The 26,596-nt window shown below is 59.0% G+C and carries 27 protein-coding genes; 22 read left to right on the top strand and 5 right to left on the bottom strand.

Annotation, left to right across the window (positions count from 1 at the left end; all coding sequences use genetic code 11):
• Positions 1-16: 16 nt before the first annotated feature.
• The 4 genes from VEH04_11690 to mpl form a co-directional block, all read right to left on the bottom strand.
• Complete coding sequence (locus tag VEH04_11690) at positions 17-1,303, bottom strand: S8 family serine peptidase (protein ID HYG23437.1); 1,287 nt, start codon at positions 1,301-1,303, stop codon at positions 17-19.
• A 102-nt stretch (positions 1,304-1,405) separates the two neighbouring features.
• A complete protein-coding gene (locus VEH04_11685) occupies positions 1,406-2,404 on the bottom strand; it encodes a hypothetical protein (protein ID HYG23436.1) in 999 nt (332 codons plus the stop codon).
• A 123-nt stretch (positions 2,405-2,527) separates the two neighbouring features.
• On the bottom strand, positions 2,528-3,190 hold the full coding sequence (locus VEH04_11680) for a prepilin-type N-terminal cleavage/methylation domain-containing protein (GenBank protein HYG23435.1): 663 nt from the start codon (positions 3,188-3,190) through the stop codon (positions 2,528-2,530).
• Between the two features lie 46 nt (positions 3,191-3,236).
• Positions 3,237-4,631 carry a UDP-N-acetylmuramate:L-alanyl-gamma-D-glutamyl-meso-diaminopimelate ligase gene (gene mpl / locus VEH04_11675; GenBank protein ID HYG23434.1) on the bottom strand — a complete coding sequence of 465 codons (1,395 nt, stop codon included), beginning with the start codon at positions 4,629-4,631 and terminating at the stop codon, positions 3,237-3,239.
• A gap of 549 nt (positions 4,632-5,180) precedes the next feature.
• Here mpl and VEH04_11670 point away from each other — a divergent pair.
• Complete coding sequence (locus tag VEH04_11670) at positions 5,181-8,438, top strand: M64 family metallopeptidase (protein HYG23433.1); 3,258 nt, start codon at positions 5,181-5,183, stop codon at positions 8,436-8,438.
• Positions 8,439-8,512: 74 nt separating this feature from the next.
• Here VEH04_11670 and VEH04_11665 read toward each other — a convergent pair whose 3' ends face one another.
• A complete protein-coding gene (locus VEH04_11665; protein HYG23432.1) occupies positions 8,513-9,424 on the bottom strand; it encodes an HDOD domain-containing protein in 912 nt (303 codons plus the stop codon).
• Positions 9,425-9,580: 156 nt separating this feature from the next.
• On the opposite strand from VEH04_11665, the gene VEH04_11660 reads away from it, so the two are divergent.
• The 21 genes from VEH04_11660 (at position 9,581) to fliN (ending at position 26,585) form a co-directional block, all read left to right on the top strand.
• Positions 9,581-10,078 (top strand): hypothetical protein, encoded by a 498-nt coding sequence (locus VEH04_11660; GenBank protein ID HYG23431.1) that lies wholly within the window; start codon positions 9,581-9,583, stop codon positions 10,076-10,078.
• Entirely contained in the window at positions 10,078-11,532 is a 1,455-nt protein-coding gene (locus VEH04_11655) for a tetratricopeptide repeat protein (GenBank protein ID HYG23430.1), read from the top strand. Before VEH04_11660 ends, VEH04_11655 begins: the two co-directional genes overlap by 1 nt.
• Positions 11,529-11,957, top strand: coding sequence for a hypothetical protein (locus VEH04_11650; GenBank protein HYG23429.1), 429 nt, complete (start codon positions 11,529-11,531; stop codon positions 11,955-11,957). The genes VEH04_11655 and VEH04_11650 overlap by 4 nt, the downstream gene beginning before the upstream one ends.
• 9 nt (positions 11,958-11,966) lie before the next feature.
• Positions 11,967-13,382 carry a sigma-54 dependent transcriptional regulator gene (locus VEH04_11645; GenBank protein ID HYG23428.1) on the top strand — a complete coding sequence of 472 codons (1,416 nt, stop codon included), beginning with the start codon at positions 11,967-11,969 and terminating at the stop codon, positions 13,380-13,382.
• A gap of 252 nt (positions 13,383-13,634) precedes the next feature.
• A complete protein-coding gene (gene flgB / locus VEH04_11640; GenBank protein ID HYG23427.1) occupies positions 13,635-14,015 on the top strand; it encodes a flagellar basal body rod protein FlgB in 381 nt (126 codons plus the stop codon).
• An 8-nt stretch (positions 14,016-14,023) separates the two neighbouring features.
• Positions 14,024-14,446, top strand: coding sequence for a flagellar basal body rod protein FlgC (gene flgC, locus VEH04_11635; GenBank protein HYG23426.1), 423 nt, complete (start codon positions 14,024-14,026; stop codon positions 14,444-14,446).
• Positions 14,447-14,465: 19 nt separating this feature from the next.
• A complete protein-coding gene (gene fliE, locus VEH04_11630) occupies positions 14,466-14,834 on the top strand; it encodes a flagellar hook-basal body complex protein FliE (protein HYG23425.1) in 369 nt (122 codons plus the stop codon).
• A 24-nt stretch (positions 14,835-14,858) separates the two neighbouring features.
• Positions 14,859-16,499: a flagellar basal-body MS-ring/collar protein FliF gene (gene fliF, locus VEH04_11625; GenBank protein HYG23424.1), complete on the top strand. Its 1,641-nt coding sequence runs from the start codon at positions 14,859-14,861 to the stop codon at positions 16,497-16,499.
• A gap of 4 nt (positions 16,500-16,503) precedes the next feature.
• Positions 16,504-17,559, top strand: coding sequence for a flagellar motor switch protein FliG (fliG, locus tag VEH04_11620; GenBank protein HYG23423.1), 1,056 nt, complete (start codon positions 16,504-16,506; stop codon positions 17,557-17,559).
• On the top strand, positions 17,546-18,127 hold the full coding sequence (locus VEH04_11615) for a FliH/SctL family protein (protein HYG23422.1): 582 nt from the start codon (positions 17,546-17,548) through the stop codon (positions 18,125-18,127). Before fliG ends, VEH04_11615 begins: the two co-directional genes overlap by 14 nt.
• Positions 18,124-19,494 (top strand): FliI/YscN family ATPase, encoded by a 1,371-nt coding sequence (locus VEH04_11610; GenBank protein HYG23421.1) that lies wholly within the window; start codon positions 18,124-18,126, stop codon positions 19,492-19,494. Before VEH04_11615 ends, VEH04_11610 begins: the two co-directional genes overlap by 4 nt.
• Before the next feature lie 4 nt (positions 19,495-19,498).
• A complete protein-coding gene (locus VEH04_11605; GenBank protein HYG23420.1) occupies positions 19,499-19,930 on the top strand; it encodes a hypothetical protein in 432 nt (143 codons plus the stop codon).
• Between the two features lies 1 nt (position 19,931).
• The gene (fliJ, locus tag VEH04_11600; protein HYG23419.1) at positions 19,932-20,393 is read left to right on the top strand and encodes a flagellar export protein FliJ; all 462 of its coding nucleotides are present in this window, start codon (positions 19,932-19,934) and stop codon (positions 20,391-20,393) included.
• Positions 20,394-20,398: 5 nt separating this feature from the next.
• Complete coding sequence (locus VEH04_11595) at positions 20,399-21,013, top strand: hypothetical protein (GenBank protein HYG23418.1); 615 nt, start codon at positions 20,399-20,401, stop codon at positions 21,011-21,013.
• Positions 21,013-23,100: a hypothetical protein gene (locus VEH04_11590; GenBank protein ID HYG23417.1), complete on the top strand. Its 2,088-nt coding sequence runs from the start codon at positions 21,013-21,015 to the stop codon at positions 23,098-23,100. Before VEH04_11595 ends, VEH04_11590 begins: the two co-directional genes overlap by 1 nt.
• A 3-nt stretch (positions 23,101-23,103) precedes the next feature.
• Positions 23,104-23,520, top strand: coding sequence for a flagellar hook capping FlgD N-terminal domain-containing protein (locus tag VEH04_11585; GenBank protein HYG23416.1), 417 nt, complete (start codon positions 23,104-23,106; stop codon positions 23,518-23,520).
• A gap of 13 nt (positions 23,521-23,533) precedes the next feature.
• Positions 23,534-23,779, top strand: a complete 246-nt coding sequence (locus VEH04_11580; protein HYG23415.1) for a hypothetical protein — start codon at positions 23,534-23,536, stop codon at positions 23,777-23,779.
• A gap of 24 nt (positions 23,780-23,803) precedes the next feature.
• Entirely contained in the window at positions 23,804-24,745 is a 942-nt protein-coding gene (locus VEH04_11575) for a flagellar hook-basal body complex protein (protein ID HYG23414.1), read from the top strand.
• A gap of 6 nt (positions 24,746-24,751) precedes the next feature.
• Entirely contained in the window at positions 24,752-25,300 is a 549-nt protein-coding gene (locus VEH04_11570) for a flagellar basal body-associated FliL family protein (GenBank protein HYG23413.1), read from the top strand.
• Positions 25,301-25,336: 36 nt separating this feature from the next.
• Positions 25,337-26,308, top strand: a complete 972-nt coding sequence (locus tag VEH04_11565; GenBank protein ID HYG23412.1) for a FliM/FliN family flagellar motor switch protein — start codon at positions 25,337-25,339, stop codon at positions 26,306-26,308.
• 7 nt (positions 26,309-26,315) lie between these two features.
• Positions 26,316-26,585, top strand: a complete 270-nt coding sequence (gene fliN / locus VEH04_11560; GenBank protein ID HYG23411.1) for a flagellar motor switch protein FliN — start codon at positions 26,316-26,318, stop codon at positions 26,583-26,585.
• Positions 26,586-26,596: the final 11 nt, after the last annotated feature.

Below are 26,596 nucleotides of genomic sequence, written 5' to 3'. Positions count from 1 at the left end.
GATGTTGCAGGAGGCCTCAGGGTGCGCTGATCGCCCGAAAATAGTGCTGCTCTGCGTCCGGATTTCGGATTTCGACAAATTCAAAACTCCAGTTTGTGGTCGTCTGGTTCGTCAGCACGGGCGACCATTCGAACAGGTTCGTTGATGCTTCAATCACGACTGCCCGATTGAACCCCACGGACGCGTGCAACTGCACCGATGATTCGCCGCCGCCGATCGGCAGGAGGTGCATGGGCGGGCTCAACGCTTTGCGAAGATTCAGCCGTCCGCCAGTGACGCATTTGCCATTCAACTCCGCTGCATGATCGGTGCTGCGTTGGAGGCGCTCGATGATCTGTTGATGTGTTTCGTCAGGATAACGCTGGACGATCAGCGCCAGCGAGCCTGACACGTAAGCCGCCGCGAAGGATGTGCCATAGCCTGCATTCCACGGATACGTTATCGGATGGTAGGAATCGTCAGCGGCAAAGTAGGTGGAAAATATGCGGTCGCCAGGCGCCGCCAAATCCACATTCGTCATCCCGTAATTCGCATTGAATCCAAGGCAATCGTCGGGTGCAAACGAAGTTACCGAGACGATGTTGTCCAAATCGTAGCAGGCGGGATATACGGGCGTGGCGTCGATATCCGATGCGTTGTCGCCAGCCGGCGCCACCACGATAATTCCTGCATCGCGCAATCGGACCAGCGCGTTCGAAACAGGTTCGGAAAAGACCGTGCTTGTGAGGCTTGCGTTGACAATGCGCGCGCCGTTCGCCATCGCAAACTCCAGGGAGGCGACAACGGAGGCATCCGACCCTTCGTTAAGGTGGTTCAGGCATTTGCACGCCATCAACTGCACCTGCCATGCGACCCCAACGCCTCCAAGTCCGTTATTCCCAACCGCGCCAATTATCCCCGCGACGAGGGTTCCGTGCCCTTCGTCATCGAAGGGGTCATTCGATTCCGCAATGGCATTGATTCCATGGCTGCCGTCAATCGGACTGCGCCACACGTTGCTCGCGAGGTCCTCGTGTGAATAGCGAATGCCAGTGTCGAGGATGGCGACGATGACGTTGCTTGCTGATGTTTGAAGGGCCCAGCCTTCGAGCGCCTTGATGTCCGCTCCCGGGATTCCATCGTTCTGCCCCCAGTTGTTCAAGCCCCACAATGTCCCGTCCAGAAACCGGGGATCATCGGGCACATCCCCGGCTCGCGCCGGACTGATAATGCCCAACAGCAGCAGGCAACCCATGACGCTTGTGAAAACAGCGGCGAGCGCAGTGCGCTGAGGGGTTTGGGGTGTTACAACGAAGCCAGCCATCGCCGTGAAAACACTGCCACAAGGGTTCCTCGATGACCAGTCCGGATTAATAGCCACTGTTTGGCCAGCTTGTTTCCAAACAATGACACCCTGCCGCGGATATCAGGGAGACATCATCCGGCCCGCCATCTTCATCGCGGCTTCCTGCATCTTTCGCTGATTCTCGAGGTAGGTTTTGAAGGAATTCAATTGCTCGGCGGTCATGAACGTCTGTGCCTTGGCGAGAAGCTCCTGATTGTATCGCTCCTGCTCCCTGGCATGTTGCGTGAGGCGATCTTCACTGAACATTGCCGACATATTTCCATCCGGCGGGGTCTGGTTGTTGTAGTCGGTGGTCCACTTGAAGTTCTTGCGGAGGTCGCTCATGGTGTCGATTAACTGCTGTTCCTGTCCGGAATTGAGGGCGGCACCCGTGCCAGCTACCTGATCCTTGTACTGCGAAACGCTCATCCTGTCAGGAATCGAGGCTTCGTGGTCCTTCAGAATCTTGTGATTGTCAGCGCCTAGAAATTCCGCGATTTCCCTGTCCACCGCGTCCGTATCAGCCTTCACCTTGTCGGCAAGTTCCTTGCGTTTCGCGGGATCGGACGAGCCGTCGAGCATCGACATGCCCATGTCCGCCGCCACGAGCATCTTCTTCTCGATCAGCGCCTTGACATGATCAGCCTGCTCCTTGTTGAGCCCCAGTTGCTGGAACAACGCGGCATAGTTCCGGTCAATCATCGGGCCCATGAAGGCTTTCTGCTGCGCCTTGATCATTTCCTTCATTTCGGGGTCTTGGAACAAACGAGATAGCCCCGGCGAATTCGTCTTGGCCGCGGCAAGCGATTGTTCCAGTTGCGCGACCTGGTTGGACTGGTCGAGAGAGATCGCCGACGCCTGCGAGAGTGTCTCCTGCAATACCTTTGCCTTAAGCTGTGCGGTGGCACTCTGCTCGGCGGCAGCCCGCACAGCTGCGAGTTCCGCGTTCAAGGTGTCGAGCTGCTCCTGCGCTGCTGCGAGTTGTTGTTCCAGCCGGGTAACATTCTTCTGCTGGTAAACTGCTAGTCCTGCAAGACCGGCGGCGAGCATCAGTGACAGCACAAGCGTGATCGTTTTCATATTCGTGGAGGTGTATTATTCCGGAAGCTGGTTTAACACAACGAACTGCGAAGGGAAGTTATAAATCCCCAGCCTTATTGGACCACCTCCAACCACCGCCCCGCCCATGCCAGTGGCGAGAAACTACTCCCAGCCGTGAAGCGACTCGTAACGAAATGTCATCTCCTGCGGATGATATCGCTGATACCACTTCGTATGGCCGTCCGTGAACAGGATGTTCTGCCCCCTGGAATGCGCACGCCATTCGATCCATGGATACCCATTCAGCATTCCACCCACACAGTTCTGGCTGTAATCGTCCTTGTCGGCATCAAAGGGATGAAACTCCAGTGTGTCGCCGGAAAGCACCATTGCCGATGGAAACCGGATGCGCCGCATGTTGAGCGATGCGGCCTTCCCTTCGGCCACATACGCAGCGCGAGCGCCATTGAAATAGTTGAACGGCGATTGTTGTTCGAGGGGCAGTGCTTTGTTTGACGGGCACCGATAAAGATTGGTGTTCATTACAAACGCCGCGACTTGCTGCATCCACGCATTCGTCGGCGCGCTGCTATCCACGGTGTTCCAGGGAATCATTCCTCCCGACCGCGGATACAGACCGTTAAAATCATCAGCGTACAGCGTCATCCCCACCCCTATCTGGCGGAGATTGGAATTACACAAAATCGTCCACGCCTTCTGTTTTGCGGAGGAGAGCGCAGGCAGAAGCATGGACGCCAAAACGGCGATGATCGCGATCACGACCAGCAATTCGATCAGGGTAAAACCCGCTGTTCTGCGTTTCATGCGTTTTCAGACGTGACAGGTGGGTGAAGCCTTCAAAAATTCTAAGTTACCGCCGTCCCAGCCGCTCGATCAGTTTTGCATGGATGCCCCCGAACCCGCCATTGCTGAACACACACACGATCTCTCCGCCCTGGGCATGCCTTGCGACGTGAGCGACAATCGCGTCGGCGTCAACGAGGTACGTTGCGTCTTTTCCGAGCGCCTGAATATCCTGCATCAACTGCGCGGGGTTCAGACGTTCGCCGGGTGGCAATTGTTCGAGCCGCGCCACTTCCGAAACCACGACGGCATCGGCATCGGCGAACGCATCCGCCAATTCCGCCTGGAAAACATTGCGGCGCGTGGTGTTGCTGCGCGGTTCGAATACCGCCCAAAGCTTCTGTTGCGGATACCGGATTCGCAGCGCGCGCAGGGTTTCGCGAATGGCGGTCGGGTGATGCCCGAAGTCGTCGATGATTGTGACGCCGCCAGCGATTCCCTTGATCTCCATGCGCCGCTTGATTCCCTTGAACGTGTCGAAGGCGCCCTGGATTTGCTTGTTCGAGAGGCCGCAATGTTTGGCGCAGCCAATGACCGCGAGGGCGTTTCGCACGTTCAGTTCCCCGACCAGATTCAGGTGAAACTTAAAACTCGGAATTTCAAACTCGGTGGCCGTCGGTCCGTAGCGGATGTTAAACGCGTTCACGGCGTAATCGCCGCCGAGCCCAAACCGCTTCACCGGGCAATGGGTCACGTTCAACAAGGGCGCGAGATGGTGATCGTCGCCGTTTCCCAGCAGCAGGCCATTGCGCGGAATCAGCCGAAAGAGATGTGAGAACGATTTCTGAATGGCCGCGAGATTCTCGAAGATGTCTGCATGGTCGAACTCAAGGTTGTTGGCAACAACCACCTCAGGCAGGTAGTGCACGAACTTGCTCCGCTTGTCGAAAAATGCGGTGTCGTATTCATCGCCCTCAATGATGAACCACGAGCTGTCCGTGAATCGGGCGCCCTGTGAAAGGTTGTTCGGAATTCCCCCAATAAGATAACTCGGATTCAGCCCGTTATGCTCGAACACCCACGTGAGCAGCGACGTGGTGGTGGTTTTGCCGTGTGTCCCCGCGACAACGATCGAGCGTTTGCCACGGATGAAATATTCCTTGAGCAACTCGGGCAGAGAGCAATAGCGGAGCTTGTGATCGAGGGCAAACTCGGCTTCCGGATTGCCGCGGGAAATGGCGTTGCCAATGACAATCAGGTCGGGCTGATGTGCGAGATTCCGCTCCGCATAGCCGTTCATGACGGGAATCTGGCGTTCGGCGAGAAAGGTTGACATCGGCGGGTAAACACTCTGATCCGAACCCGTGACTTCGAAGCCCTTCTCCTTCATCGCGACCGCGGCGGATGCCATGGCTGTGCCGCAGATCCCCACAAAGTGAACTGACCGAACCGAAAGCAACATAGTCGGACGAAGATAGGGAAACACCCGCGGCTTGGAAACGTCGTTTTCCTTTCAACCACTCGCTAAAGAGCAGGGGGGGGTTCCCCGCGCGAATTGAAGGTCCGGCTTCCCACATCCACAGGCTGTCAAATCTGCTGCCTGGCGTTGATCACACCCTGCCGACTTGGAACCCGGCGATACATCAGACTTGTAAATCCCACTGCGTGTCGCCATGCCAAATCCTTTGAATCTTTTCGATTGCATCAGACAATCCCTTACGTAATAGTCCGGAGCATCCACTCCGGACTGATGAATGCGCTCACGGGCGTTTTCCATCTCCCTCCGAAACGCGCCGTCTCTCCGCGCGCTAACTGAAAGCCAGTCTAAAGTTATGAAGATCAGTGCTTTGCTGTCCCTTGGGTCCCCCTGTGCGTAGGCGGTCTGATATCGGTTCCCAACGCCCGTGCTGCCGGATCGGAAATTGTCGAGAGTTTCATCGTCGAAGACGAATTCGGGTCCGCCGGCTGGCTTGGCCTCAAGCTGGCGCTGGAGCCGAATCATCTCGTCCGGATGGAATCCACAACGAACATGGCGGCCTGGACGCCGGTGAGCGATCCGGTTCTCACGTGGGGATCGGAATTGGAACTGAACGTGCCGATGGAAGACGACTTTCCTGAACGGTTTTTTCGGGTCGTCACGTGGCCAGCACCCGTTTCCTTCCTTGTGGACGAAGGCACCCTGCAACTCGATATCACGGGTCCGATCACCTTGAACGACCTTCTGGGATTTCTGTCGCGCCGCACGGATACGGACTTGTTCCTGACGGAACGAAATGACGGCAGCGCACCTGTTCCGCCCGGACGCTATCGGGCGCCCGACCTTGAAGGTTTGATTGGCAAATGGGGTGTCCGCGTCTGGACGCCAGCTTTTCAAAAGGACGATCCGTCATTGGCGAATCTCTTCCCGAGCGAACCTCGGCCGCAAACAGGGGGCTTGCCGGACAATGAGCCGGGCGAAGGGGAGATCGACAAGGGCTGGAACGGCGACAACATCCGCGAACTGCCGAAGGAAGGCGTGGTGGACCCGCCGCCGCGCGAAGACGCAGACATGAAGCTCCTCATCGACATTCCTGACCTGCCGCCCGGAACGCCCCCGGATCCGATCCCGAACTTCCGCGAGCCCGGAACACACTTGCGCCTCACGATCGAAGTTCACGAGGACGGCGAGGTGAACCCGCTGACGGCGTACGAATTGGAAGGCGATTCCCGTCTCCCGGAACCGTTTCCGTTGCCGACGATTGGCTCCACGATCTGGGTGATTCGCAGTCCGGCCGGCGCGCCGAATGTTCCGGGCAACATCTTCTACATTGGCGTCGGCCCTGATCCGTTCTTCGAGCGTTCATATGATCCACCGTTCCGCGGGTCGCATGGCGTGCATGAGTCGCATGGGGGTGTCATCCGGCTGCCCGTCCCCGTTCCGGTCGTTGAGGGCAAACCGGTGTTCGACGGGCTCAGGCTTGAACTCTATCAATATCTCGAGCTGGCCGACCTTGAATTCCTCACACCTGAGGCTTTCCTTCGAAATGAAAAGAGCTTCAAACCGCTTACAGTCCTGAACGAAACGAACATCGTTGAACTGCTGGAGAAAACGCGGGAAGGCGAGGGAGAAGTTCACGCGGCGAACCATGACGGTTCAACGCTCACGCAACTGCACGTGAGCGGTCCGCGCTCTCAGAAATTTAATTTCGTCATCATTGCCGACGGCTTTCGCAACACCCCGGGCGACCAGGCCCTGTTCAACAATTATGTGAGCAACGTGGTGATGAACCAGTTGTTCGGCCAGGATATTCACCCGGAAATCATGAACGCGATGAATGTCTTTCGCATCAACACGACTTCGCAGGATTCAGGGGTCACGCAAGTGGATGCGAACGGGAACGTCACCCTCGCGCGCAATACCGCACTGATGTTCCGCTACAGCGGCAATTGGAATCGTTGCTGGATGGAGCCCACCCCACTGTCGATTTTCCCGCTTGAGCTCGGAACGGAAATCCGCCTTGCAGGTTTCCTGAATCATCACGTTCCCGAAGCCGACATGGTCGCTGTGGTGTTGAATGAAGCGAACGGCGGCGGCTGCGCCAGAAGCAGTCACTTCGCAGTCACGCTGGGTTCGGGCTGGGGAACGTTTGCGCACGAATTCGGACACAATCCCGGAACGCTGGGTGATGAATATCAATGCAACCAGGGAGCCGCCGGATGCGGCAGTTACGGGGGAAGCAAACCCGGCGCGCCGAACCTGGATAACACCACGTCGCGCTCCAACGTGAAGTGGGCCAGCTGGATCCCATCGTGGCGCCCGCTCCCAACCGCACAGGCAAACATTGCCGACAACCAGCAGGACGTCGGCATCTTCCCTGGTGCAACCATGGGCTCGGGTCAATGGTGGACCGGGATTTACCGGCCGTCGTGGCGCGGCCGCATGAACAACAACACGCCCGTGAATAATCCCGTCGGCTACACCCAGGTGCGCGAGAACTTCCGTCCGCGGCAGGAAGGCGACTTCCGAAAAACCGTGGTGGGCGACTTCGACGGCGACGGCCTGGATGATGTCGTGATGCTGGACGACCGCCAACTCTCCCTCTATCTCGCGCGAGACCGCAACGTTGGAGCAAACGATCCGGTGAAGGGCAGCCCTCCCCGCTCTGTCACAGGCGTGCTGCAACCCACATGGTTTAACACGGGGCCGCTGTGGAACGCCGCGCGCAACTGGCTTTGGATTACCCGCAAGAACGACATCATCCGCGTGGGCGATTTCAACAACGACGGCATGGATGACCTGTATGTAGCGAACGTCAATGACTGGGCGCAGCCCTACGTATGCATGTTGCGATCGTTCGGCAATCGATTCGAACCCGTGCACATTTATGCAAGCAACCTTCCCGGATGGCAGATGACTGCGGGCGATGAGTTCTACGTTGGGGACCTCGACGACGACGGCCGCAGCGACCTCATGGTCTTCAACGGTAAGAACTGGATCATGCCCTATTTCCTGCTGACACGATCGACGGGAAGCGCGCTGCAATACGTGCGGCGTTATGACCAGTTCCTTCCGAACTGGGAGATGGGCCGAAACGAGAAATTCCACGTTGGCGATTTCACTGAAGACGATCGCGACGATCTCGCCGTCATAGACACAGCAAGCTGGGCGCAGGTGCATCTGCGCACCTATGCGGCAGTGCCCGGCGGGCTGGCTCTGCGAGATCGCTACTATGGAACAATCCCCGGCTTCTGGCAGATGCGCCGCAAGGACGTGCTGCATGTGTTGGATTACGACAACGACCGCATGTCTGATCTGGCGATCTTCAATGGCTTCGATTGGGGCCCGGTGTATCTGGGCATGATGCGTGTTGTAAACGGAAACATTAATCCACAGAAGCGATACGACAATGCGGGCAACGATGTGCCCGGGTGGCAGATGCGGCGCCACGATCGGTTTCGCACGGCCGATGTGAACGGTGACGGACGCGACGATCTCTCCGTATTCAATGCTGTGAACTGGTCGACCGAATACCTCGGCATCCTGCGTTCCACAGGCAGCGGAAACCTTCAGGGCACGTGGCAGGACAACTGGATAGGCGGGTGGAATCTGGGTTCAGTGGACTCGTTCCATGTCTCCGACTTCCGGGGCACGGGTGGATGGGATGACCTGTTCGTCTACAACAAGAACTGGTTTGGCCTCCTGCGCAGCCATTCCAACCATTACAAGCTGGAAGCGATTTATCCGAAGTGGATATTCAATCATCGCTATCATCCTTCCGGCCTTTGGTAAGAAAAACGCCGGTTGCTGGCGGAGTACCCGGCCAGCAACCGGCGGTGCGGTTCGCAGCCGCAGTCGCAGACAAATTAGACCAGGCCCTCGAGCACGTGCGGCAAACGCTCGACGCTGCGGTGCAGGGAAGCCCGGGCGATCGCCTGATCCGCTTCATGGCGGTTCGGGAACAACACCTGCCAGCCCGACGCCAACATGCATTGCTCGGTTGTCACGGGCTTGTAATTGCCGCTGCACCCAATGTTCGCGTTGCGCATCAGCAGGTCAGCAATCTGAACTGACGCAACGATCGGCGCGAACTCCTCCGCCTTTTCAGGCTGATGATGATAGCGGGCGGATTTCACCATCACTTCAGGCAGGTGGTGGCGTTCCAGGTATTGGGCGCCGAGTTCGGCGTGGTCGATGCCGAGAATTTGATTCTCCAGGTCGAGCAACTCATGCTCGCCGGATTCAGCCTGGCGATGGATCTCAGCAAAATGATCCGGGAAGCTGAAGGCCATCACGATTTTACCCACGTCATGCACGAGGCCGCCGACGTAGTCAGATTCATCCGCAGGCGCCTGGACCGAACTGCAGATCTCGCGGCTCAGGATCGCGGTCCCGATGCAATGCTGCCAGAACTCGCGCCAGGGAAAGTTGCACTTGCCCGACAGTTTCTGAAAGTCCTCGATGATCGGCGTCACCGTCGTGAGCTGGCGAATCTGGCGAATGCCAAGGTAGAACACCGCTTCCTCGATGCTGTTCACCGGGGTGGTCAGGCCGTAGTAAACCGAATTCACCAGGCGCAGCAACCTCGCCGTAAGGCTGGGATCGCGGCGGATGATCTCGGAAATCTGGGCGGAGAAGCGTTGTTCCGCGAAGATCAATCCCTGCAACGCTTTGTTGATGCTGCTGAGGGAAGGAAGGGACGGGCACAATTCAAGGCGCGCGGCGATCTCTTTCGGATCCAGCCGTCGCACGGCAGTCGGACTGAGAACGGAAATCATATTCAAATTGGTTCAACTCGTGAACGTCCCCGCTATCGACGCCCAGCAGGGGAACTTGAACAGGAACGCGCCCGGTTTTACATCTCAAGGAGCGGCAACTTTTGCCGATTCAACCGCACCAGCCGGAGGCAACAAATACGCCCGGCTCCAATGCATATGAATTTCGCCGATCGGATCAAAACGGGCTGGACTGCCTCCGCACTCATCATGGGAGCGATGGTTTTCTCGGCGCCTGCAGAGGGATACCTCCCGCGCATCGGGCCATCCGGTTTCCGCTTTCTTCCGCCAGCCTCAGAGCGGAAAGACTTCGTTTTCCCGCCCGAAAACGCGCTTTCGTCGACACAACCCGCCGCGGCGGCGGAACACTCGGCAACCAATGCGTCTCCCGTGGCCTTCGACGTTCCTTCCACATCGCAACTCCCCGCGCCTGCGATCGAATCGCTCCTGCCGCAACCTCTTCCCTCGCCGAACGAGCCCACGCCCTCAAGTTCGGCAAACGAATTGCTCATCATCAGTCCTCAAATGTTGATGGAATATCTAAAACCGAATCCGGGCGGCACCAACGCGGCGGCATCCGCGCTCGTGCCCGTCACGTTCACGCCGGCCACGCCCTCGGCCGCCCCCGTTTCTCGCGCCATTTACAAGACCGAGTGATGAACGACTCGTCATCGAGCTGCGCCGGGCCACGCTTTCGCCCTTGGGTGTCGGCATGCATTGGCCTGTGCACGTTGTGCCTCGCTGCCAACCTGCAGGGGAATGGCGGTTCACCGCGCCTGTATCCAGACGCCACCCTGCCTTTGGAATTGCCTGCTCCCCTCGCAAGTCCCACGGCCGCACATGCGACGGCAAATGGGAGCGATGCTCCCGATTCCGAGTGTCTTCCTGAGGCGATCCCCCTGCCCGTGACGCAGCCTCTCACCAACGCGGCAGCCCCGGCTCCGCCATCCACACGGCAGGTCACTAATGGCACCCCCAAAGAGGTCGCGGCGCAGGCAAAGCTCACGGAACTGCAATACAAGCTGGAAACAGCGCGCTACCTTCGGAACATCCGCCAGGCTGCCCAGGCTGAGCCGATGCTTATCGAGTTGCTCGGTGACGAATCGCCCGAAAACGTACAGCAATCAGCGTTGCTGGAGCTGGCGGCCGCGGCCCAGGACTCTAACAATCCCGCGCGAGCCCAGCAGATTTATTCGCAATTCCTGAACAAGTGGCCCAACGACATGCGCATTCCGGAGGTGCTCCTCCGGCAGGGTTTGCTCTTTCGGCAAATGGGCATCAACAACCTGGCGCTCACGAAATTCTACGGAGTGATGACCAGCGCGCTGGTGTTGAAGAACGATCAGCTCGAATACTACGTTCGGCTGGTTCAGCAAGCGCAGATGGAGATCGCAGACACCCACTACATTCTCGGCAAGTACACCGACGCGGCTGAATTCTTCGCACGACTGTTAAAGCAGACGAACGTCGCAAACAAAGCCGCGATACTCTACAAGCTCGCGCGTTGTTATTCCGCGAGCGAGCTCTACGCGGAAACCGTGGCTTCCGCGCAGGATTACCTGCAACGCTATCCCAGTTCCCCGGATCAACCTGAAGTCCGCTTTTACCTCGCGCACGCGTTGAAGCAGCTCGGTCGCAACAATGAATCGCTCCAACAGGTGCTCACGCTGCTTCGGGAGCAGAAGCAGGCGACTGAGGATCGTCCCGCGGTCTGGTCGTACTGGCAGCAGCGCGCGGGAAATCTCATCGGGAATCACCTCTACAGCGAAGGCGAATATTCGAAAGCCCTTGATGTGTATCTCAGCCTCGCGGAATTGGATGACACTGTGGAATGGCGCCTGCCGGTATCCTACCAGATTGCCATGACCTACGAGCGGCTCTGGCAGCCTGCAAAAGCCGCCGAGATGTACCAGCAAATCCTCAAGCGTGAGTCGGAGCTCACCGGCAAAGCCACGCCAAGTTTGAAATCGATTTTTGAAATGTCCCGCTGGCGGCTCAACTTTCTCGACTGGCATAACCGCGCCGAGGATGCCACGCGCAGTTTCCGGCAGCCGTCCAACAGCATTCCCGTGACGGCCAGCCTTCCCTCTGAACTCCCTTCCATCCAATGAACCCCACGCCTGAGTTCGTCGTTCAATTGAGCAATCACCTGCGGGATCATCAGCTCCTTTGCGATGAAATTCTCACGCTCGTGACACGCGAAAGCCAGGCGCTCGCCGACAGCGGGGAGTATCAGCCGTTCGAGTTTTACCAGGGTAGAAAAGCCTTGCTTTCACGCTTGGATCAGTCGCTTAATCTTTTGCGCACGTGGCGTCAGGCATGGCAGCGGCTTGATTCACGGGAACGCGCCCAATATTCCGAAGTGAAAGCACTGCTTCAGACAGCGCAAGACGCTTTGGTCAGGATTCTTCAGCTTGACCGCGAAAACCAGCAAGCCCTGCTCCGCAGGGGATTGTTGCCGCCCCAGCATGTCTCGAATTTCGCCGGACAATCCCCACACTACGCTGCCCAGCTCTATCGGCGACACGCCGGATAATCGCCCCGTATGTCCATCGAGAAAATCGTCGTCCTCGAGGATGACCTGATCGTCAGAAAAAATCTCGAACACCAGCTCCGCCAGCGCCGCTACGATGTTGCCTCCGTTTCCACGATTGCCGACGCGCAGGATTACCTGAATCGCGACAACTTCGACCTCGTTTTCCTCGACGTCCGGCTTCCTGATGGCGACGGCACCGACCTCCTCAAATCCATCCAGTTGCGTCCCGTCAAACCCCTGGTGGTGATGACCACGGGTTTCGGCTCGATCGAGTCCGCGGTGGAATGCATGAAGAACGGAGCCTTTGATTATCTGATCAAACCGTTCTCCCCCGAGCAAATCGAGGTCGTGTTGAAAAAGGCGGAGGAGTTCACGCAGTTGCTGCGTGTGAACCGCTTCCTGAGCCAGGAGAACGAAGACACCGGGGTCGAGCTGCTCGGCCAGAGCCCCGCGATGGAGAATCTCCGCCAGCTCGTTCGCAAGGTCGCCCGCACCCTCGCCACAGTGCTGATCCAGGGGGAAAGCGGCACGGGCAAGGAGCTCGTCGCCCGCGCTCTCTACCGCGAAAGCCCGCGCTCAGGCGCTCCGTTCATCCGCGTGAACTGCGCCGCCATTCCTGAGAACCTGATCGAAAGCGAATTCTTCGGGCACGAGAAAGGCGCATTCACGGGAGCCCTTAACAAGCGGGAAGGCCGCTTTGAACTCGCCCACGGCGGAACCATTCTCCTCGACGAAATCAGCGAAATCTCTCCCAGCGTTCAAGCCAAGCTGCTGCGGGTCCTGCAGGAGCGCGAACTCGAGCGCGTTGGCGGGAATCGCACGATCAAGGTCGACGTGCGCGTCATCGCCACCACCAACCGCCACCTCGAGCAAAGCGTGCAAAAGAAGGAGTTTCGCGAGGATCTCTATTTCCGTTTGAACGTCGTTCCCATCCCGGTTCCGCCTTTGCGCGACCGCAAGGAGGACGTCACGTTCCTTGCCGAGGAGTTCATGCGCCGTTTCAGCCGCAAGCACGGCATCAAGGTCAACGGACTCGCCGACAATGCCATCCGCGTCCTCATGGCGCACCATTGGCCCGGCAATGTGCGGGAACTTCAGAACGTCATCGAGCGCGCCGTCATCCTCTCCAACGACAACGGCATGCTGGAAGCCGAGCATCTTGGCCTCGGAATCTCCAGCGCCGCTTCAGCGAGTGCGGCAAGCGCGCCGGCAGGGGGATCGGCCACCGCTCCCAACGGCACCTTCCTTGAAATGGCGGAGATGGAAAAGCAGCACATCCTCAAGGCTCTCGAACAGTGCAACGGCAACCGGACACACGCCGCAAAGCTGCTCAATATCAGCATCCGAACGCTTCGCAACAAGCTCAACGACTACCAGGGGAAGAGTGCGGGCGCGGGTGAAGAGGATTCCGTCGAAGAAAGCTGAAGTATCGGGATCCCCCCCCCGCTGCCCCGATTCTAACCGCGGTTCCCTGCTGTCGTTTGGCAGCGGGTAAGTCTCTTCGTTTGCCCCGGAGCATCGCCGGGAGTTCACATTCCAGCGCGGATTCTGCCTAGTGGTTCCTCCCCGCCGGGAAACAATTGCCGTGTTTTCCCTCAAACCGGCTCGAAACCCTGCGTTTCGGGCCCTTTTTTCCGCATGGCACTGCCGTTGCTCAGCACACTCGGAAAAGTTTGCATGATTGACGCCTTATTCAATGGCTCCGGATACGTCGCAGCGAAGAAATCGCTCGACGCAGTGGCGCTGCGCCAGGAGGCGATCGCCAACAACATCGCCAACCTGGAAACCCCAGGATACCGCCGCGTTGACCTCGCGCCGTCGTTCAAAGCCGAACTGGCCAAGGCATGCGCGGCGGGCAGTTCCGAGCAGATGTCCGCATTGAAGCCATCGCTGGCCCCGGACGAAACTGCGGTTCCCAACAGCAAGGATGGCAACACCGTCAATTTCGAAAACGAACTGCTCCAGATGAACCAGAACACCGTTGAGCACGCGCTGCAGGCGCAATTGATCACAGGCCGCCTTCTTCGCCTGAAACTCGCAATCACCGGCAAATCCTGAACTGAATCATGATCAACATTCTGCCCTCGATCCAAAGCACCTCCGCCGCGCTCAATGCGGAGCGGACCCGCATGGATGTCATTTCCGAAAACATCGCAAACGCACACACCACCCGCGGCGTCGATGGAAAACCTTATCAGCGCAAAGTCGTCGTGTTCGAAACCGCGCTGCAGCAGGCCATGGGCAATTCCAGCCCCGTCCCGACCCTCACGGGTGCCCGCGTTGAAAAGGACAATCGTCCTGCGCAACTGCTTTACAACCCAGGCCATCCCGATGCCGACGCGAATGACATGGTCGCGATGCCCAACATCAATGTGCATGAGGAGATGGCTGATCTGATTGCCGCCTCCCGCGCCTTTGAAGCAAACCTGGCCGTGACCAAGAACGCGAAGTCCATTGCGCTTCAAACGCTCGCAATCGGAAAACGCTAATCCCCCATAAGCTCCCGCCATGCTTCCAATCTCCAACATCCCGTCAGCGCTGCCCATTCAGGCGCTGCGCCAGATGCAGGAGGCCGCCGAAGCTGGACGCCTTCCGGGTGCCGATGCCGCGAGCTCGATCGGGCGGATTTCCGACCCGATCCAAACCGCCGATGGCGACAACTCCTTTGGCAGCCTGTTCGGGCGGTTGGTCGAGGACGTCAACGCAAAGCAAAATGCCTCCGCCGAAGCAGTGCAGTCACTGCAATCGGGTGGCAACGTTTCGCTGCACCAGGCCGTGATTGCCATGGAGGAAGCGAGTGTCTCTTTCCAACTGATGGTCGAAGTCCGCAACAAACTCCTGGAAGCCTACCAGGAAGTCATGCGCATGCAGATGTAATCGGGCCAGTCACGCTCCGCCGCAATGAACAACCTCTCTAAACTCGGAACCCAACTCGTCGAGATCTGGAAACAGCTCGGCGCCAGCCAGCGGATTAGCGTGCTTGCCGCGACGATCGTCGTCCTTGGCGGCCTCATCTCCGTCGCTTTCTGGTCTTCGCGCACCGACTACGGCCTGCTCTACGGCAAGCTTTCTGACACCGAATCCGCAAAGGTGATCGCGGCGCTCGACGAGGCGAAGATCCCTTACAAGATCGGTTCGGGCGGCGGCTCGATTCTCATCCCTGCCGACAAGGTCCACCAAATTCGCATGCAGCTTGCCAGCCGCGGCGTTCCGCAGGGTGAAGGCGTCGGTTTCGAAATCTTTGACAAGCCGAACTTTGGAATTTCTGATTTCGTGCAGCGCGCCAATTACACCCGCGCTGTGCAGGGGGAACTCAGCCGCACGATCAGCCAGCTGGACGAAATTGATTCTGCACGCGTCATGATCGTGCTGCCGGAAAACCGCCTCCTGCTCGACAAGGACAAGCAACCCACGGCATCGGTGTTCGTGCGGGTGCGTGGCAATACTCAACTGCAAACCTCCGCCATCAATTCGATCCGTTTCCTCGTCGCCAATTCCGTCGAAGGCCTCAAGCCGAACAACGTGTCCATTGTCGACAATCTCGGCAACGTCCTTTCCGAAAACAGTGACAATGATTCGCTTACGGGAATGACCACGACACAACTCGCAGCCCGTCGAAACCTCGAACAGTATCTTGCCCGCAAAGCGCAGGACGTCCTCGAAAAGGTCCTCGGCCCCGGCCAGGCGATCGTGCGCGTTTCAGCAGAAATCAATTTCGATACCGTCACCCGGACAGAAGAGAAGTTTGATCCGGATGGCCAGGTTGTCCGCAGCCAGACGAAGAATGACGAGAACACCGATTCCAGCACATCGAGCGGTTCCTCTTCTTCCGTTGGAATCTCCGCCAACACCAATACGGAGACCAATTCCCCCGCAGTGGCGTCGGGTCCCGTCAACAACAGCAAGAATCGCAAGACGGTGTCCACGATCGAATACGAGATTGGCAAAAGCACGAGCAGCGTCATTCAAAGCGCAGGCGGGATCAAACGCCTGTCCACCGCAGTGACCATCGCTTCCCGCTTTGAAGGCGAGGGTGCTGAGCGCAAAGCGTTGCCCCGAACCAATGATGAATTGGAAAAGCTTCGCCGCGTTGTGCAAAACGCAGTTGGGACCGACAATGAACGCGGCGACCAGATCGCACTCGAGGAACTTCCCTTCAACGACCAGTTCGCAGCCACGCTGACGCAGGAGCTGAATCAGCAGCAAAAGCGGCAGTTCTGGTGGCAGCTCGCTGGCAACGCCGCGTATCCCGCGCTTGGATTGGCCGCCCTCGCGGTGCTCCTGATGCTCTTCAAGCGCACGCCAATCCAGGAGATTCCCATCGGTGTTCCCGTCGGCCGCATTGTCGGCCAGCGGTCTAATGGACACGCAAATGGAAATGGAAACGGAAACGGCAACGGGCATGGCCACGGAAACGGGGAGCCGCAGCCCGGCATCGTCACTGTTGACGTCTTGAACCGGCTTGTGAAGGAAAACCCAGCGAACATGACCCAGGCCATCCGCGAATGGATGAACAAGGGCCGCACCGCGGAAAACCCATAATCCCATGGCTGCTCCTGCTGATACCCTGACGGAAAACTCCACCGCCGAGAACGGGCCGTTGACCAAAGTTCAAAAGCTCGCGGCGCTGCTGGTGATGCTCGGGCCCGATGGCGCGAGCCAGATTCTCAAACAATTTACGCCACGGGAAATCGAGGCCATCTCCCGCGAAATGGCGCGCTTCAACCTGATCACGCTCGATCAACAGGAGGAAATCCTCGCCGAATTTTCGGACGTGGCTATCGCCGCCAGCACCTCTCTCTCGGCTGGGGTGGAAGTCACGCGAAACACGCTCGAGAAGGCGCTCGGCAGTTTCAAGGCGAGCGACATTCTCGGCCGCGTAACGCCCACGAAAACCCCCGTCGGCGGCATGCAGACGATCGCCGACATGGATCCGCGCCACATTTTTAATCTGATTCGCGATGAGCAGCCGCAGACCATGGCGTTCATCATGAGTTACCTGCCGCCCGAAAAAGCGTCGCAGGTTTTCGCCCTCGTCCGCCCGGAGCAACGCGACCTCATAGTCGAGCGCCTGGCAACACTCGCCCCGACTCCCATTGAAGTTGCAGAGAAGGTTGTCGATGTGCTGAACGCGAAATTGGGAATCAAGCAGACCCGTGCATTTTCTCAGACAGGCGGGGTCACAGCTGCGGCAGACCTGTTGAACGCGATTGACAAGACCGTCAGCCGCTCGCTTCTCACGAGCATTGAGGAACGCAATCCGGATCTTTGCCAGTCCATCCGCAAGAAGATGTTCACGTTCGAGGACCTGCTGCTTCTCAACGCGCAAACCATCCAGCGCATCATGCGCGAAATCGACATGCGCGATCTCTCGATGGCGCTCAAGAAAGCAACCGAGCCGCTCAAGAAGCTCATGCTGGCAAACATCTCACGCCGCGCAGCCGAAGCCGTGCAGGAGGAAATGGACATGCTGGGACACGTGAAACTTCGCGATGTCGAAGCTGCGCAATTCAGGATCATCGATGCCGTCCGCAAGCTTGAAGGCGAAGGGGAAATTGACCTCGATGAATCCCGCGCCTCGGCTGAGTATGAAATTGTATAAGACCATCACGCTCTCTGCCCCGATCAGGGATGTGCGGCTCGCATCCGCCGATGCGCGGGTGGACATCGAGGCTCGCGTGCGCGAAGCCGAGAAGGCTGCCTATGAGCGCGGAACGCGCGACGCCGAGAAGGCATTGAGCACGCAACTCATCCAGCAGCGAGCCGAACTGCTTGAACTGCAGCAGGGTGTGTTTAGCTCATTGAGCCGCTCAATTCCCCAGGTCATTGCCGAAACGGAAAAAGCCGTCATCGAACTCGCCTTCGAAGTCGCGCAGAAAATCGTCGCGGGCCTTCCCATTTCGGCCGAAACCATTGAAACCACGATCCAGGACGCACTCAGCCAGCTTGAACACAAAAGCGATCTCACGGTTCAACTGAATCCCGAAGACCTCGCGCTGCTGCACAAACACAACTCACCCGTCCTGGATTCGCTTCCTGGCGCGGACAAGCTCAAGCTGGTCAGTGTCCCGGAAGTAAGCCGTGGCGGCTGTGTCATCCTCACCCGGTTTGGTGTGCTCGATGCCCGGCGTGAAACCAAGATTGAGCAGCTCAGAAAGTCTCTCGCATGAACGCTCTTTCCTGCTCTTCCCGCCTCACGTCCGCGCTGCACCGCGTTCGGGAAGCTCGCGTGACCGAGACCTGCGGACGTGTCGTCCAGGTCATCGGGCTCGTCATTGAATCCGAGGGACCACTCGCCGCCGTCGGCGAAGTCGTGCGCATTGAATCCGCCCGGCACGACGGCTTCACGCTTGCGGAAGTCGTCGGCTTTCGAAATCACAATCTCCTGCTCATGCCGTTGGGCGAATTGCACGGCATCCACCCTGGAAGCGAAGTCTTCGCAACCGGAAGCGCCATGCGCGTGCCGGTCGGAAATGCATTGAAAGGCCGGATTCTCGATGGCCTCGGAAAACCTCTCGACAGCCTTGGCCCTGTGGTCGCTGACGAAACGGTCGGACTCAATCTTCTCCCGCCGCATCCCTTGAAGCGCCAGCGCATCAAGGATGTTTTCCAAACCGGGATCAAGGCCATCGACACCTTTACTCCGTGCGGACGCGGACAACGCATGGGAATCTTCGCGGGCAGCGGCGTCGGCAAATCCACATTGCTTGGAATGATGGCATCCCATGCCGAAGCCGACGTCAATGTCATCGCCCTGATCGGTGAACGCGGACGCGAGGTGCGCGAATTCCTCGAGCGCGACCTTGACGAAGCCGGACGGAAAAAGTCTGTCGTGATCGTCGCGACGTCCAACGAACCCGCCCTCCACCGCGTAAAAGGAGCATTCCTGGCCATGGCGATCGCCGAATACTTCCGCGACAGGGGCCAGAGCGTTTTGTTGATGATGGATTCGGTCACGCGCTTTGCCATGGCGCAACGCGAGATCGGCCTTGCAGTGGGCGAACCGCCGGCCACGCGCGGCTACACGCCCTCGGTTTTTTCCCTGCTCCCGCAATTGCTCGAGCGCGCAGGCACAGGCGAACAAGGCGCCATCACAGGCTTGTTCACGGTTCTGGTGGAGGCCGACGACATGAACGATCCGATCGCGGATTCCGTGCGCTCGATTCTGGATGGCCACATCGTCCTCACCCGCGAACTCGCGACGCAGAATCATTATCCTGCAATCGATGTGCTGGAGAGCGTCAGCCGGCTCACGCGCGATTTGCTGGCAACGCCGCAGCTCAACATGGCTGCAGCGGCCCGCGAGCACATGGCGACATATCGCAAGAACCAGGACCTGATCAACATCGGGGCCTATCCCGCGGGCAGCAGCGCGCCGATCGACCACGCCATTGCTTTGCACGATCCGCTTAATAAATTCCTGCGACAGGGCGTCACCGACGGATTTCCAGCAAGCCGCAGCTGGGAAATGCTGACCCAAACACTCGCAACCCCACGACCCGCCGCTCCTGCTCCCAAGCCGCAGCCGCACCGATAAATCCATGAAGTCCGCTCACTCAGAACGTCCCGACCGCAAGCGCCGGGAAATGACGCGAACGCCGCTCGACGAAGTCCTGCGCAACTGTGAGTTTACCGCCGCACAGGTGAAGGCAGCCGCGGATGAACTCGCGGCCTGCTGGAGCGCGCTCACGATCGAAATTTCCAACGGGGCGTCTCCCACCGACCTGCTGCGCCGCCGCGCGTGGTGCAATGTTCTCGAATTGCGGCTGCGCGAAAGGACGGCGTTGCTTGAGAAGGCGCGGCTCAATGTGGACGCGGCGTGGCGGCGGGTCATTGCCCGATCCCGTTCTCATCATCGCGCCCATGCAGGCGCGCCGGATTCGACTTCAGAAACACTCTTTGCGCAAAGCTGGACGCTGCTGCTGCAACCGGCCCATCCCTCCAAACACGCTGTCGTCCCGCAGCCCCGCTGACATGAAAGCCTTTCGTTTTTCCCTGCAACCGATCCGTGTTCTCCGCGAGCAAAAGGAACAGAAATCGCAACAGGCCTTCAGCCGCGCGATGCGTCTTCACGAGCAGGCGGCATTGCAACTGAAAGTCGCCAGCGACGAATTGCTCGCCGCCTGGAATGCGCTGTGCCGCGAAACCTCGGCAGGTGTCAATGCCGCGCAACTCAGCCGCACCCGCACTTGGTGCAACTCGCTGGAGTTGCGGCAAAAAGAATGCGCCGAAGCCGCCCAGCGCGCACGCCGCGCCATGGATGCCGCAATGCGCGAGATGCTCGTGGCCACGCGCGATCGCAAGGCAATCGACCAGTATCACGAGAGATGCCGCGACACCTACAACCTGGCGGCGCAACGGGAGGAACAAAAGATTCTCGATGAGCTGGGAATCCGCCGCGCGCCGGCTTCCGCGCTTTCCGCGATGCGCCGCTGACCTTTATGGCACGTATAGTTCAATCCTCATGGTTCACCGCCGTCGTTGGCGGAGTGCTCTATCTGGGAGTGACGTTCCTGTTGTTGAGCCCCTCACACTTCAAGGGTGCCCGCGCTGCGAACGCACAGGAGGAGCAGGTCAAAACACCCGAAAATGATCCGTCGTGGAAATTCAAAAACCCCGAGATGGAACAATGGCTGGCGGAGTTGAAGCGTGAACGCGAAGCACTCCAGCTGCGCGAGCAGCAACTTCAGGAGCTCGCCCTTCGGCTCGAAGCCGAACGCTCCGAACTCACGGCCATCACCCAGACCGTATACCAACTGCAAGCGGAGTTTGATCGGAACGTTATCCGCTTCAATGAGCAGGAAATCACCAACCTCAAGCGGCAGGCTCGCGTGTTTGCCAACATGAGCCAGGACGCCGTCGCCGCGCTGCTGGCCGGCATGCAGGAGGACGAAGCCGTCAAGATATTGCACGTCATGAAAAACGACGATGTCAGCGCATTGCTGGACCTGCTCGGCGGCATGGGCAAAGCCGAAGCAAAGAAAGCGGCGAGCATTACTGAACGGCTGCGCCGCGCGCTTCCGCCTGAACCAAAAGCCAAGTCCCGATCCTCTTAATGAAATCCGTCTCCCTTCCCGCTGCCACCAGCACCGTCAGCGCACTGCCGGAAATCAGCACGCCAGAATCCCTCCCTCTCGACGGCCAGCCGAATGCGTTCGCGCAGCTGTTTGACGAAGCGTCTGCCCCCTCCCCAGGTGAGCCGCCCGCACAAGCCGATGAAGAAAAGGCGCCGACAGCTCCTGCATCACAAGAATCCACTAGCGACGCAGAAACGCAGGATCATCCGGCCCTTCCGTCACCCGCCGCGTGGGTGCTGCCCCTGATTTTTTGCGTTCCATCTCGCGTGGAACAAACGACGCCCCCAGAGATCACGACTGCACGCGACGCTCGTGTGGAGACAGCAGCGGCCTCCGAAAGCCCTGTTCCTGCTTCAATCCCGGCTGGTGCGGCGGTCCCCGCTCCTCCTTCGGTCTCGGTTCCGCAGCCAGTTTTAAATTCGCCAGAGGTTCCCATTCCTGCCGCCGTTTCGAAGCCGGTTCAGGCTGCAGTTCCTGCTGAGTCGAACATCGCGGCTTCAAAGAGTTTTCCATCGATTGCTCCAGTCGCGAGCCCTGAGAACACGGAACAGCCCCTGCCAGCAACCGAGCCGAAAGCAATTCACTTTCCCAGCGCGGGTGCCAACGTTGAAGAAAGCCCGCAGTCTTCCAAAGCCGCGCCCTCCCTCGGTGGCGTGTCGATCAAACAAGATCCGGCGGCGCCGATCGTTACGCCGACGGTCGAAATCCAACATCAGGGATCGGTTCCGACAGCGGTGGGCAACGCCCGCGAGCCAATGGTTTCGCAACCGAACTCACCGCGTCCTGAAGCTTCCGCTCCATCCGCAGTGGCGGTTGAAACAGGCAACAATCTATCATCAACGAGGGAAACGCCTTCGTCGCAGAACCTTCGGCCACCCAGTCTTCCGCCTGAAGTTCACATTGTGCAATCGCAACGGCCCCTCCCCGCCGAGCAGCCGCCCACGAGGTCAGCTGCGCCCGTTCCAGCTGCACCCCAATCCAGCGTTTCGAACTCGAATATCTCTGCTGTCCCAACGCCGGTTCCAACGCCGGTTCCAACGTCGCTTCCAACGTCGACTCACGCGCAAGCCGCTCCCCTTGAAGCCCACACGCCCGCGCAGGCGACGATCGCCCTGCAAAGCAGCGGGGAGCCGAAGCCCACAGTCAGCACCAGCGTTCCAGGTGACGCCGCACCTTCGGCATCGACTCCGGCTGCGAACCCGCCGGCAAAGCCATTACCGGCCAAGGCTGCCGGGCAGGAACTGCCGCTCGCCCCGGAAGAATCAAGGCCTTTCACACCATCTCAGCCAGCGCGAGGGCCGATCCATGCAAAAACCGTGGCAATGACCCCGCTCCCGACAGCGGCTCCGCTGCCAGAAAGCCATGGCACATCCAGTGCTAAACAGGCGTTGTCGATGCAAAACCCTGAACAAACGACAGAACTTACCGGGTCTGCCGAGCAAAACCTGCCGGGCCAGCTGCCTGCCAGGGCCGCGGTTGCAGCTCGAGCCGGAAGCTCGGTGGTTGCCACGGCGCGCGTCGACAACGAAAAGGTGGCGGCAATGACCTCCACCGACGCCAACGGACAATTTGTGAAAGCTGCGCCAGAATCAGAATTCTCCACTTCAGCCGCAACCCTCCCGCTTCGCACGGTGGATCGCACTCAGGACCTTATCGCACTGCACGGATTCCGTTTACGCGATTCCGGCCGCGAATCGCTCCAGGTTGTCATCAAGCCCGATCCCAACCTCCATCTCGCGTTGAATGTGCAGATGCGCGACGGGGCGATCGAAGTCACCGCGCAATTGCAACGCGGCGATCATGAACTTTTAAACCGTTACTGGAGCGAACTGCAACAGCAGCTCGAATCCCGTGGCGTTCGCCTGGCAGCGCTTACGCCGGGCGACTCCAATTCATCCTCTGGCACAGCAAACAACAGCGGTTTCTCCCAGCAATCCAAGCAGCGCCATACTGACGAGGAACCGACCCGCACAGGTGCTTTCGCTGAGTTCGCGCTGCAGAACGTCCTCGTGCCGAGAAAAGCCGCGAAACTCGCAATCGCCCGCGGATGGGAATCCTGGGCCTGAATCATGTCCACCGTACCTTCAGTCACCAACACGTCCGGCAACGGCTACGAAGCCTCCGTTCTCCCTGAGAAAACGCTGAACCAGCAGGATTTCTTCAAGCTGCTCATGGCTCAAATGACTTCGCAGGACCCCATGAATCCCGTTTCGAACGCCGAGTTCATGGGCCAGATGGCGCAATTCAGCACGCTGGAACAAACCCGCACCCTGGAGCAGAACATCGCGCTCCTCCGAACCGAACAGCAGGTGCTGCAGGCCAACACGCTCATCGGCCGCGACGTCACATTGCAATCCGGCGACGCAACGCTAGAAGGCACAGTCGAAGCCGTCGTGATTGCAGAAGGCGTTCCGAAGCTGCTCGTGGATGGGGTCGCCTACGATCTCAGCCAGGTCACCTCGATTTCTCCCACAATGCTCGCATAACCACTCAATGCGCATGCCCACACCACTCAAAAGAAAACCCAGTCAGAATATCCTCGATGGCGGACTCACAGCAGTCCGCACAGGAATCGCACAACACATGATAGGAAAAGCCGTCGACCTGCTCACAGGATCCCGAAAGGTCCTGCACGGCATTGTCACCGGCGTCACAACTGAGGCAGGGAAGCCGAAGATCGTAGTGAATGGACATCGATATGACATGAACCAGATCCTTACGGTTCTTCCACCATCGTTCGCTTAACAACCCTCACCTCAAACAAACAATATGCTTCGTTCCCTTAATTCCGGCGTCAGTGCCATGCAACAGTTCCAGCAACGCATGGACGTCATCGGCAACAACATCGCCAACGTCAACACCACAGGCTTCAAAGGCGCCCGCATCGATTTCGCTGACGCATTCAGCCAGACGGTCGGCAGCGGTTCGGCCAGCGGATCCATGCAGATCGGCACAGGCGTCGGCACCAATGCCGTCTCGAACCAATTCCGGCAGGGCGCCGTCACCAGCACAGGCGTTACAACGGATCTCGCGGTTTCCGGCAACGGATTCTTCGCCGTGCGCGACAACCTGACGGACGCGGATTACGTGACCCGCGACGGAAGTTTTCACCTGGATAACTCCGGGCATCTCGTCACAGCCGATGGTTTTCGCGTGCAGGGCTATTCCGATTCACAGCTGACCACGCGCGGCGACATCGTAATTGACGCGACCGACATGCAGGCCACCCGCGTGGCTGCGGCCACGACGGCCCGCGATGCCGCTGCAGCAGCGCTGGCGGGCGATCCAACGAACACCACCCTGCAGGAGAGCCTTGCAACAGCTGAGGCGGAACTGACCACCGCGCAGAATTTGAAAATGGCTTCCTTCAGCATCAACTCTGAAGGCAAGATCAACGTCCGGCTCAATGACGGGACGGAATATGTGCGCGGCCAGGTGCTGCTGCAGAATTTCCAGAACCCTCAGGCGTTGACGAAAGAAGGCAGCAATCTCTTCTCCGGAATGACGAGTGCGGGTCCGCTTGCTGACATCTCAGCCCCTGGAACAAACGGGCTGGGCTCCGTCAAATCCGGCTCCCTGGAAATGTCGAACGTCGACCTTGCCAACGAGTTCTCCTCCCTGATCACGACGCAGCGCGCGTTCCAGGCCAGCGCCCGGATCATCACGACGAGCGACGAGATCCTGCAGGAACTGGTCAACCTCAAGCGCTAATCCAACATGGCTGCCAATCGCATAGAGCCCGGCGCCGAAGCGGCTTCCGCCGCGCCGGAAGCGGTCAAACCGTCCGCCGGCGGCGGTATGAAAGCATGGCTGCCGCTGATCATCACCATCGTCCTAATGCCGGCGCTCGCGTGGGGCATGACGACATTCGTCCTGCTCCCGCGCCTTCAGAGCGGGCTGGGCATAACGCCCGAAGCCGCCGCGGCTCACGACGGCGACCCAAAAAAAGCCGCAGCGAACGCGAAGAAGGAATCCGTCACTGTAAACAAGCTGCTCGTCAACGTTGCGGGTACCATGGGGCAGCGCTACCTGCTCGTCAGCCTTTCCGTGGTGGGAGCGGATCCCGCTTTCCGCGCCAAAATGCAGGAATCGGATCCGCAACTGCGCGACATGGCGTGCGGCACGCTTGCCACGAAAACCCTTGCAGACCTTGAAAAGCCAGGTGCGCGCAATCTCGTGCGTTCCGAGCTGATCTCAGGCTTCAACACCATCCTGGGCGCACCCATGGTCCAGGAAATTTACCTCACCGAGTTCGCCATTCAGTAGCCGGCGGCCGCCAGCTTTCCTGTCATCAAATCCGATATGGCTCCCCCTGCCCCACCCGAAGGTTCAGCACCCGCGCCGGCCACAATGGTTTCGGTGCTCAGCACGAAAGGCGGGCGGGAAGCCAAGTCGTCCGACGCCATTCGCAGCTACGACTTTCGGCAATCGGGTTTCCTTGCGCCCAGCGAACTGCGGCGAATCCGGGTTCGACACGAACAATTCGTCCGCGGCCTGGCCTCCCGCCTGGCGATCTTCCTTCGCGTGGAATACACGGTTCAGCTCGGCAAGCTCCAGATCGTCGGCTACCAGAAATTCATCGAGAACCTCCCGAGCCCGAACCACATCACATTGTTCAAAACCGATCCTCTCAAAGGAACGGGATTGCTTGTCATTCCGCCGCGGATCGGACTTTCGCTCGTGGATCGCCTGCTGGGCGGCCCAGGGCAGATGGCCGAAGGGAACCGCGATTTGAGCGAGATCGAAATTGCGCTGATTGACCAGGTCGCCACGCTGCTCCTGACGGAATGGTGCGCCCAGTGGCCTGAAATGCGCGACCTGCGCCCTGCCCTGCTGGGTCACGAAAATAACCCGAAATTTCTCCAAACCGCCACGGGCGACACCGCAATGCTCTTGTTGACCCTGAACGCCGGGTTTGGCGACCAGGTGGAGCCGATCCACATCGCGTTTCCTTACGCGATGGTTGAACCGCTCGTCAGGCTTCTCTCGCCCCCGGGGATCTCGTCCGCGGAAAACCCAGCAAACCGGGCAGTGAAACCGCGGTGGAATGCCGAGTTGAACGAGGTTCCCGTCGCGGTGGTTGCCGAATGGCAGGGGCTCAAACTTTCCGCAAAGGAAATCACCCAGCTCAAGCCGGGCGACGTTCTTATGCTCGATCCGGGATGCGCGGCACAAGTCCAGCTACGCTTCAGTCACCTGCCAAAGTTTACCGGGCGTCCGGGAACAGCAGCAGGCAAATGGGCGGTCCAATTGACCGCGCCAATAACGACTTAAGCTGAACATGAACGCGACCGCTGAAATCCCGAGCAATCTTAACCTCGTCCTCGACGTGCCGGTAAGCCTCACCATTGAACTGGGAAGCTGCCAGCTGCCCATGAAGGACGTGCTGCAGCTCAACGTCGGCTCCGTGGTGCAACTCGACAAGCCCGCCGACGCCCCCGTGGAACTCAGCGTCAACGGCAAGCTTATTGCCCGCGGCGAAGTAGTGGTGATCGAAGATCGCTTTGGGGTAAAAATTACCGAGGTGATCGGCAATTCCGTCGCAGCGTAATCAGGAGTCCG

This window comes from Verrucomicrobiia bacterium, assembly GCA_035629175.1.
Taxonomy (GTDB): domain Bacteria; phylum Verrucomicrobiota; class Verrucomicrobiia; order Limisphaerales; family DASXHY01; genus DASXHY01.
Note: the sequence above shows the minus strand (reverse complement) of the source record. Positions and strands in the feature narration are given on the sequence as shown.

Bases quoted from the DNA above. Each gene is read 5' to 3' on its own strand.
- fliG (HYG23423.1), top strand. From the start codon at position 16,504: ATGGCTGCTCCTGCTGATACCCTGACGGAAAACTCCACCGCCGAGAAC.
- fliN (HYG23411.1), top strand. From the start codon at position 26,316: ATGAACGCGACCGCTGAAATCCCGAGCAATCTTAACCTCGTCCTCGAC.
- flgC (HYG23426.1), top strand. From the start codon at position 14,024: ATGATCAACATTCTGCCCTCGATCCAAAGCACCTCCGCCGCGCTCAAT.
- VEH04_11655 (HYG23430.1), top strand. From the start codon at position 10,078: ATGAACGACTCGTCATCGAGCTGCGCCGGGCCACGCTTTCGCCCTTGG.
- VEH04_11615 (HYG23422.1), top strand. From the start codon at position 17,546: ATGAAATTGTATAAGACCATCACGCTCTCTGCCCCGATCAGGGATGTG.
- VEH04_11585 (HYG23416.1), top strand. From the start codon at position 23,104: ATGTCCACCGTACCTTCAGTCACCAACACGTCCGGCAACGGCTACGAA.
- VEH04_11565 (HYG23412.1), top strand. From the start codon at position 25,337: ATGGCTCCCCCTGCCCCACCCGAAGGTTCAGCACCCGCGCCGGCCACA.
- VEH04_11570 (HYG23413.1), top strand. From the start codon at position 24,752: ATGGCTGCCAATCGCATAGAGCCCGGCGCCGAAGCGGCTTCCGCCGCG.
- VEH04_11665 (HYG23432.1), bottom strand. From the start codon at position 9,424: ATGATTTCCGTTCTCAGTCCGACTGCCGTGCGACGGCTGGATCCGAAA.
- VEH04_11670 (HYG23433.1), top strand. From the start codon at position 5,181: ATGGAATCCACAACGAACATGGCGGCCTGGACGCCGGTGAGCGATCCG.
- VEH04_11690 (HYG23437.1), bottom strand. From the start codon at position 1,303: ATGGCTGGCTTCGTTGTAACACCCCAAACCCCTCAGCGCACTGCGCTC.
- VEH04_11660 (HYG23431.1), top strand. From the start codon at position 9,581: ATGAATTTCGCCGATCGGATCAAAACGGGCTGGACTGCCTCCGCACTC.
- flgB (HYG23427.1), top strand. From the start codon at position 13,635: ATGATTGACGCCTTATTCAATGGCTCCGGATACGTCGCAGCGAAGAAA.
- VEH04_11605 (HYG23420.1), top strand. From the start codon at position 19,499: ATGAAGTCCGCTCACTCAGAACGTCCCGACCGCAAGCGCCGGGAAATG.
- fliF (HYG23424.1), top strand. From the start codon at position 14,859: ATGAACAACCTCTCTAAACTCGGAACCCAACTCGTCGAGATCTGGAAA.
- fliJ (HYG23419.1), top strand. From the start codon at position 19,932: ATGAAAGCCTTTCGTTTTTCCCTGCAACCGATCCGTGTTCTCCGCGAG.
- mpl (HYG23434.1), bottom strand. From the start codon at position 4,631: ATGTTGCTTTCGGTTCGGTCAGTTCACTTTGTGGGGATCTGCGGCACA.
- VEH04_11580 (HYG23415.1), top strand. From the start codon at position 23,534: ATGCCCACACCACTCAAAAGAAAACCCAGTCAGAATATCCTCGATGGC.
- VEH04_11610 (HYG23421.1), top strand. From the start codon at position 18,124: ATGAACGCTCTTTCCTGCTCTTCCCGCCTCACGTCCGCGCTGCACCGC.
- VEH04_11680 (HYG23435.1), bottom strand. From the start codon at position 3,190: ATGAAACGCAGAACAGCGGGTTTTACCCTGATCGAATTGCTGGTCGTG.
- fliE (HYG23425.1), top strand. From the start codon at position 14,466: ATGCTTCCAATCTCCAACATCCCGTCAGCGCTGCCCATTCAGGCGCTG.
- VEH04_11590 (HYG23417.1), top strand. From the start codon at position 21,013: ATGAAATCCGTCTCCCTTCCCGCTGCCACCAGCACCGTCAGCGCACTG.
- VEH04_11595 (HYG23418.1), top strand. From the start codon at position 20,399: ATGGCACGTATAGTTCAATCCTCATGGTTCACCGCCGTCGTTGGCGGA.
- VEH04_11575 (HYG23414.1), top strand. From the start codon at position 23,804: ATGCTTCGTTCCCTTAATTCCGGCGTCAGTGCCATGCAACAGTTCCAG.
- VEH04_11650 (HYG23429.1), top strand. From the start codon at position 11,529: ATGAACCCCACGCCTGAGTTCGTCGTTCAATTGAGCAATCACCTGCGG.
- VEH04_11685 (HYG23436.1), bottom strand. From the start codon at position 2,404: ATGAAAACGATCACGCTTGTGCTGTCACTGATGCTCGCCGCCGGTCTT.
- VEH04_11645 (HYG23428.1), top strand. From the start codon at position 11,967: ATGTCCATCGAGAAAATCGTCGTCCTCGAGGATGACCTGATCGTCAGA.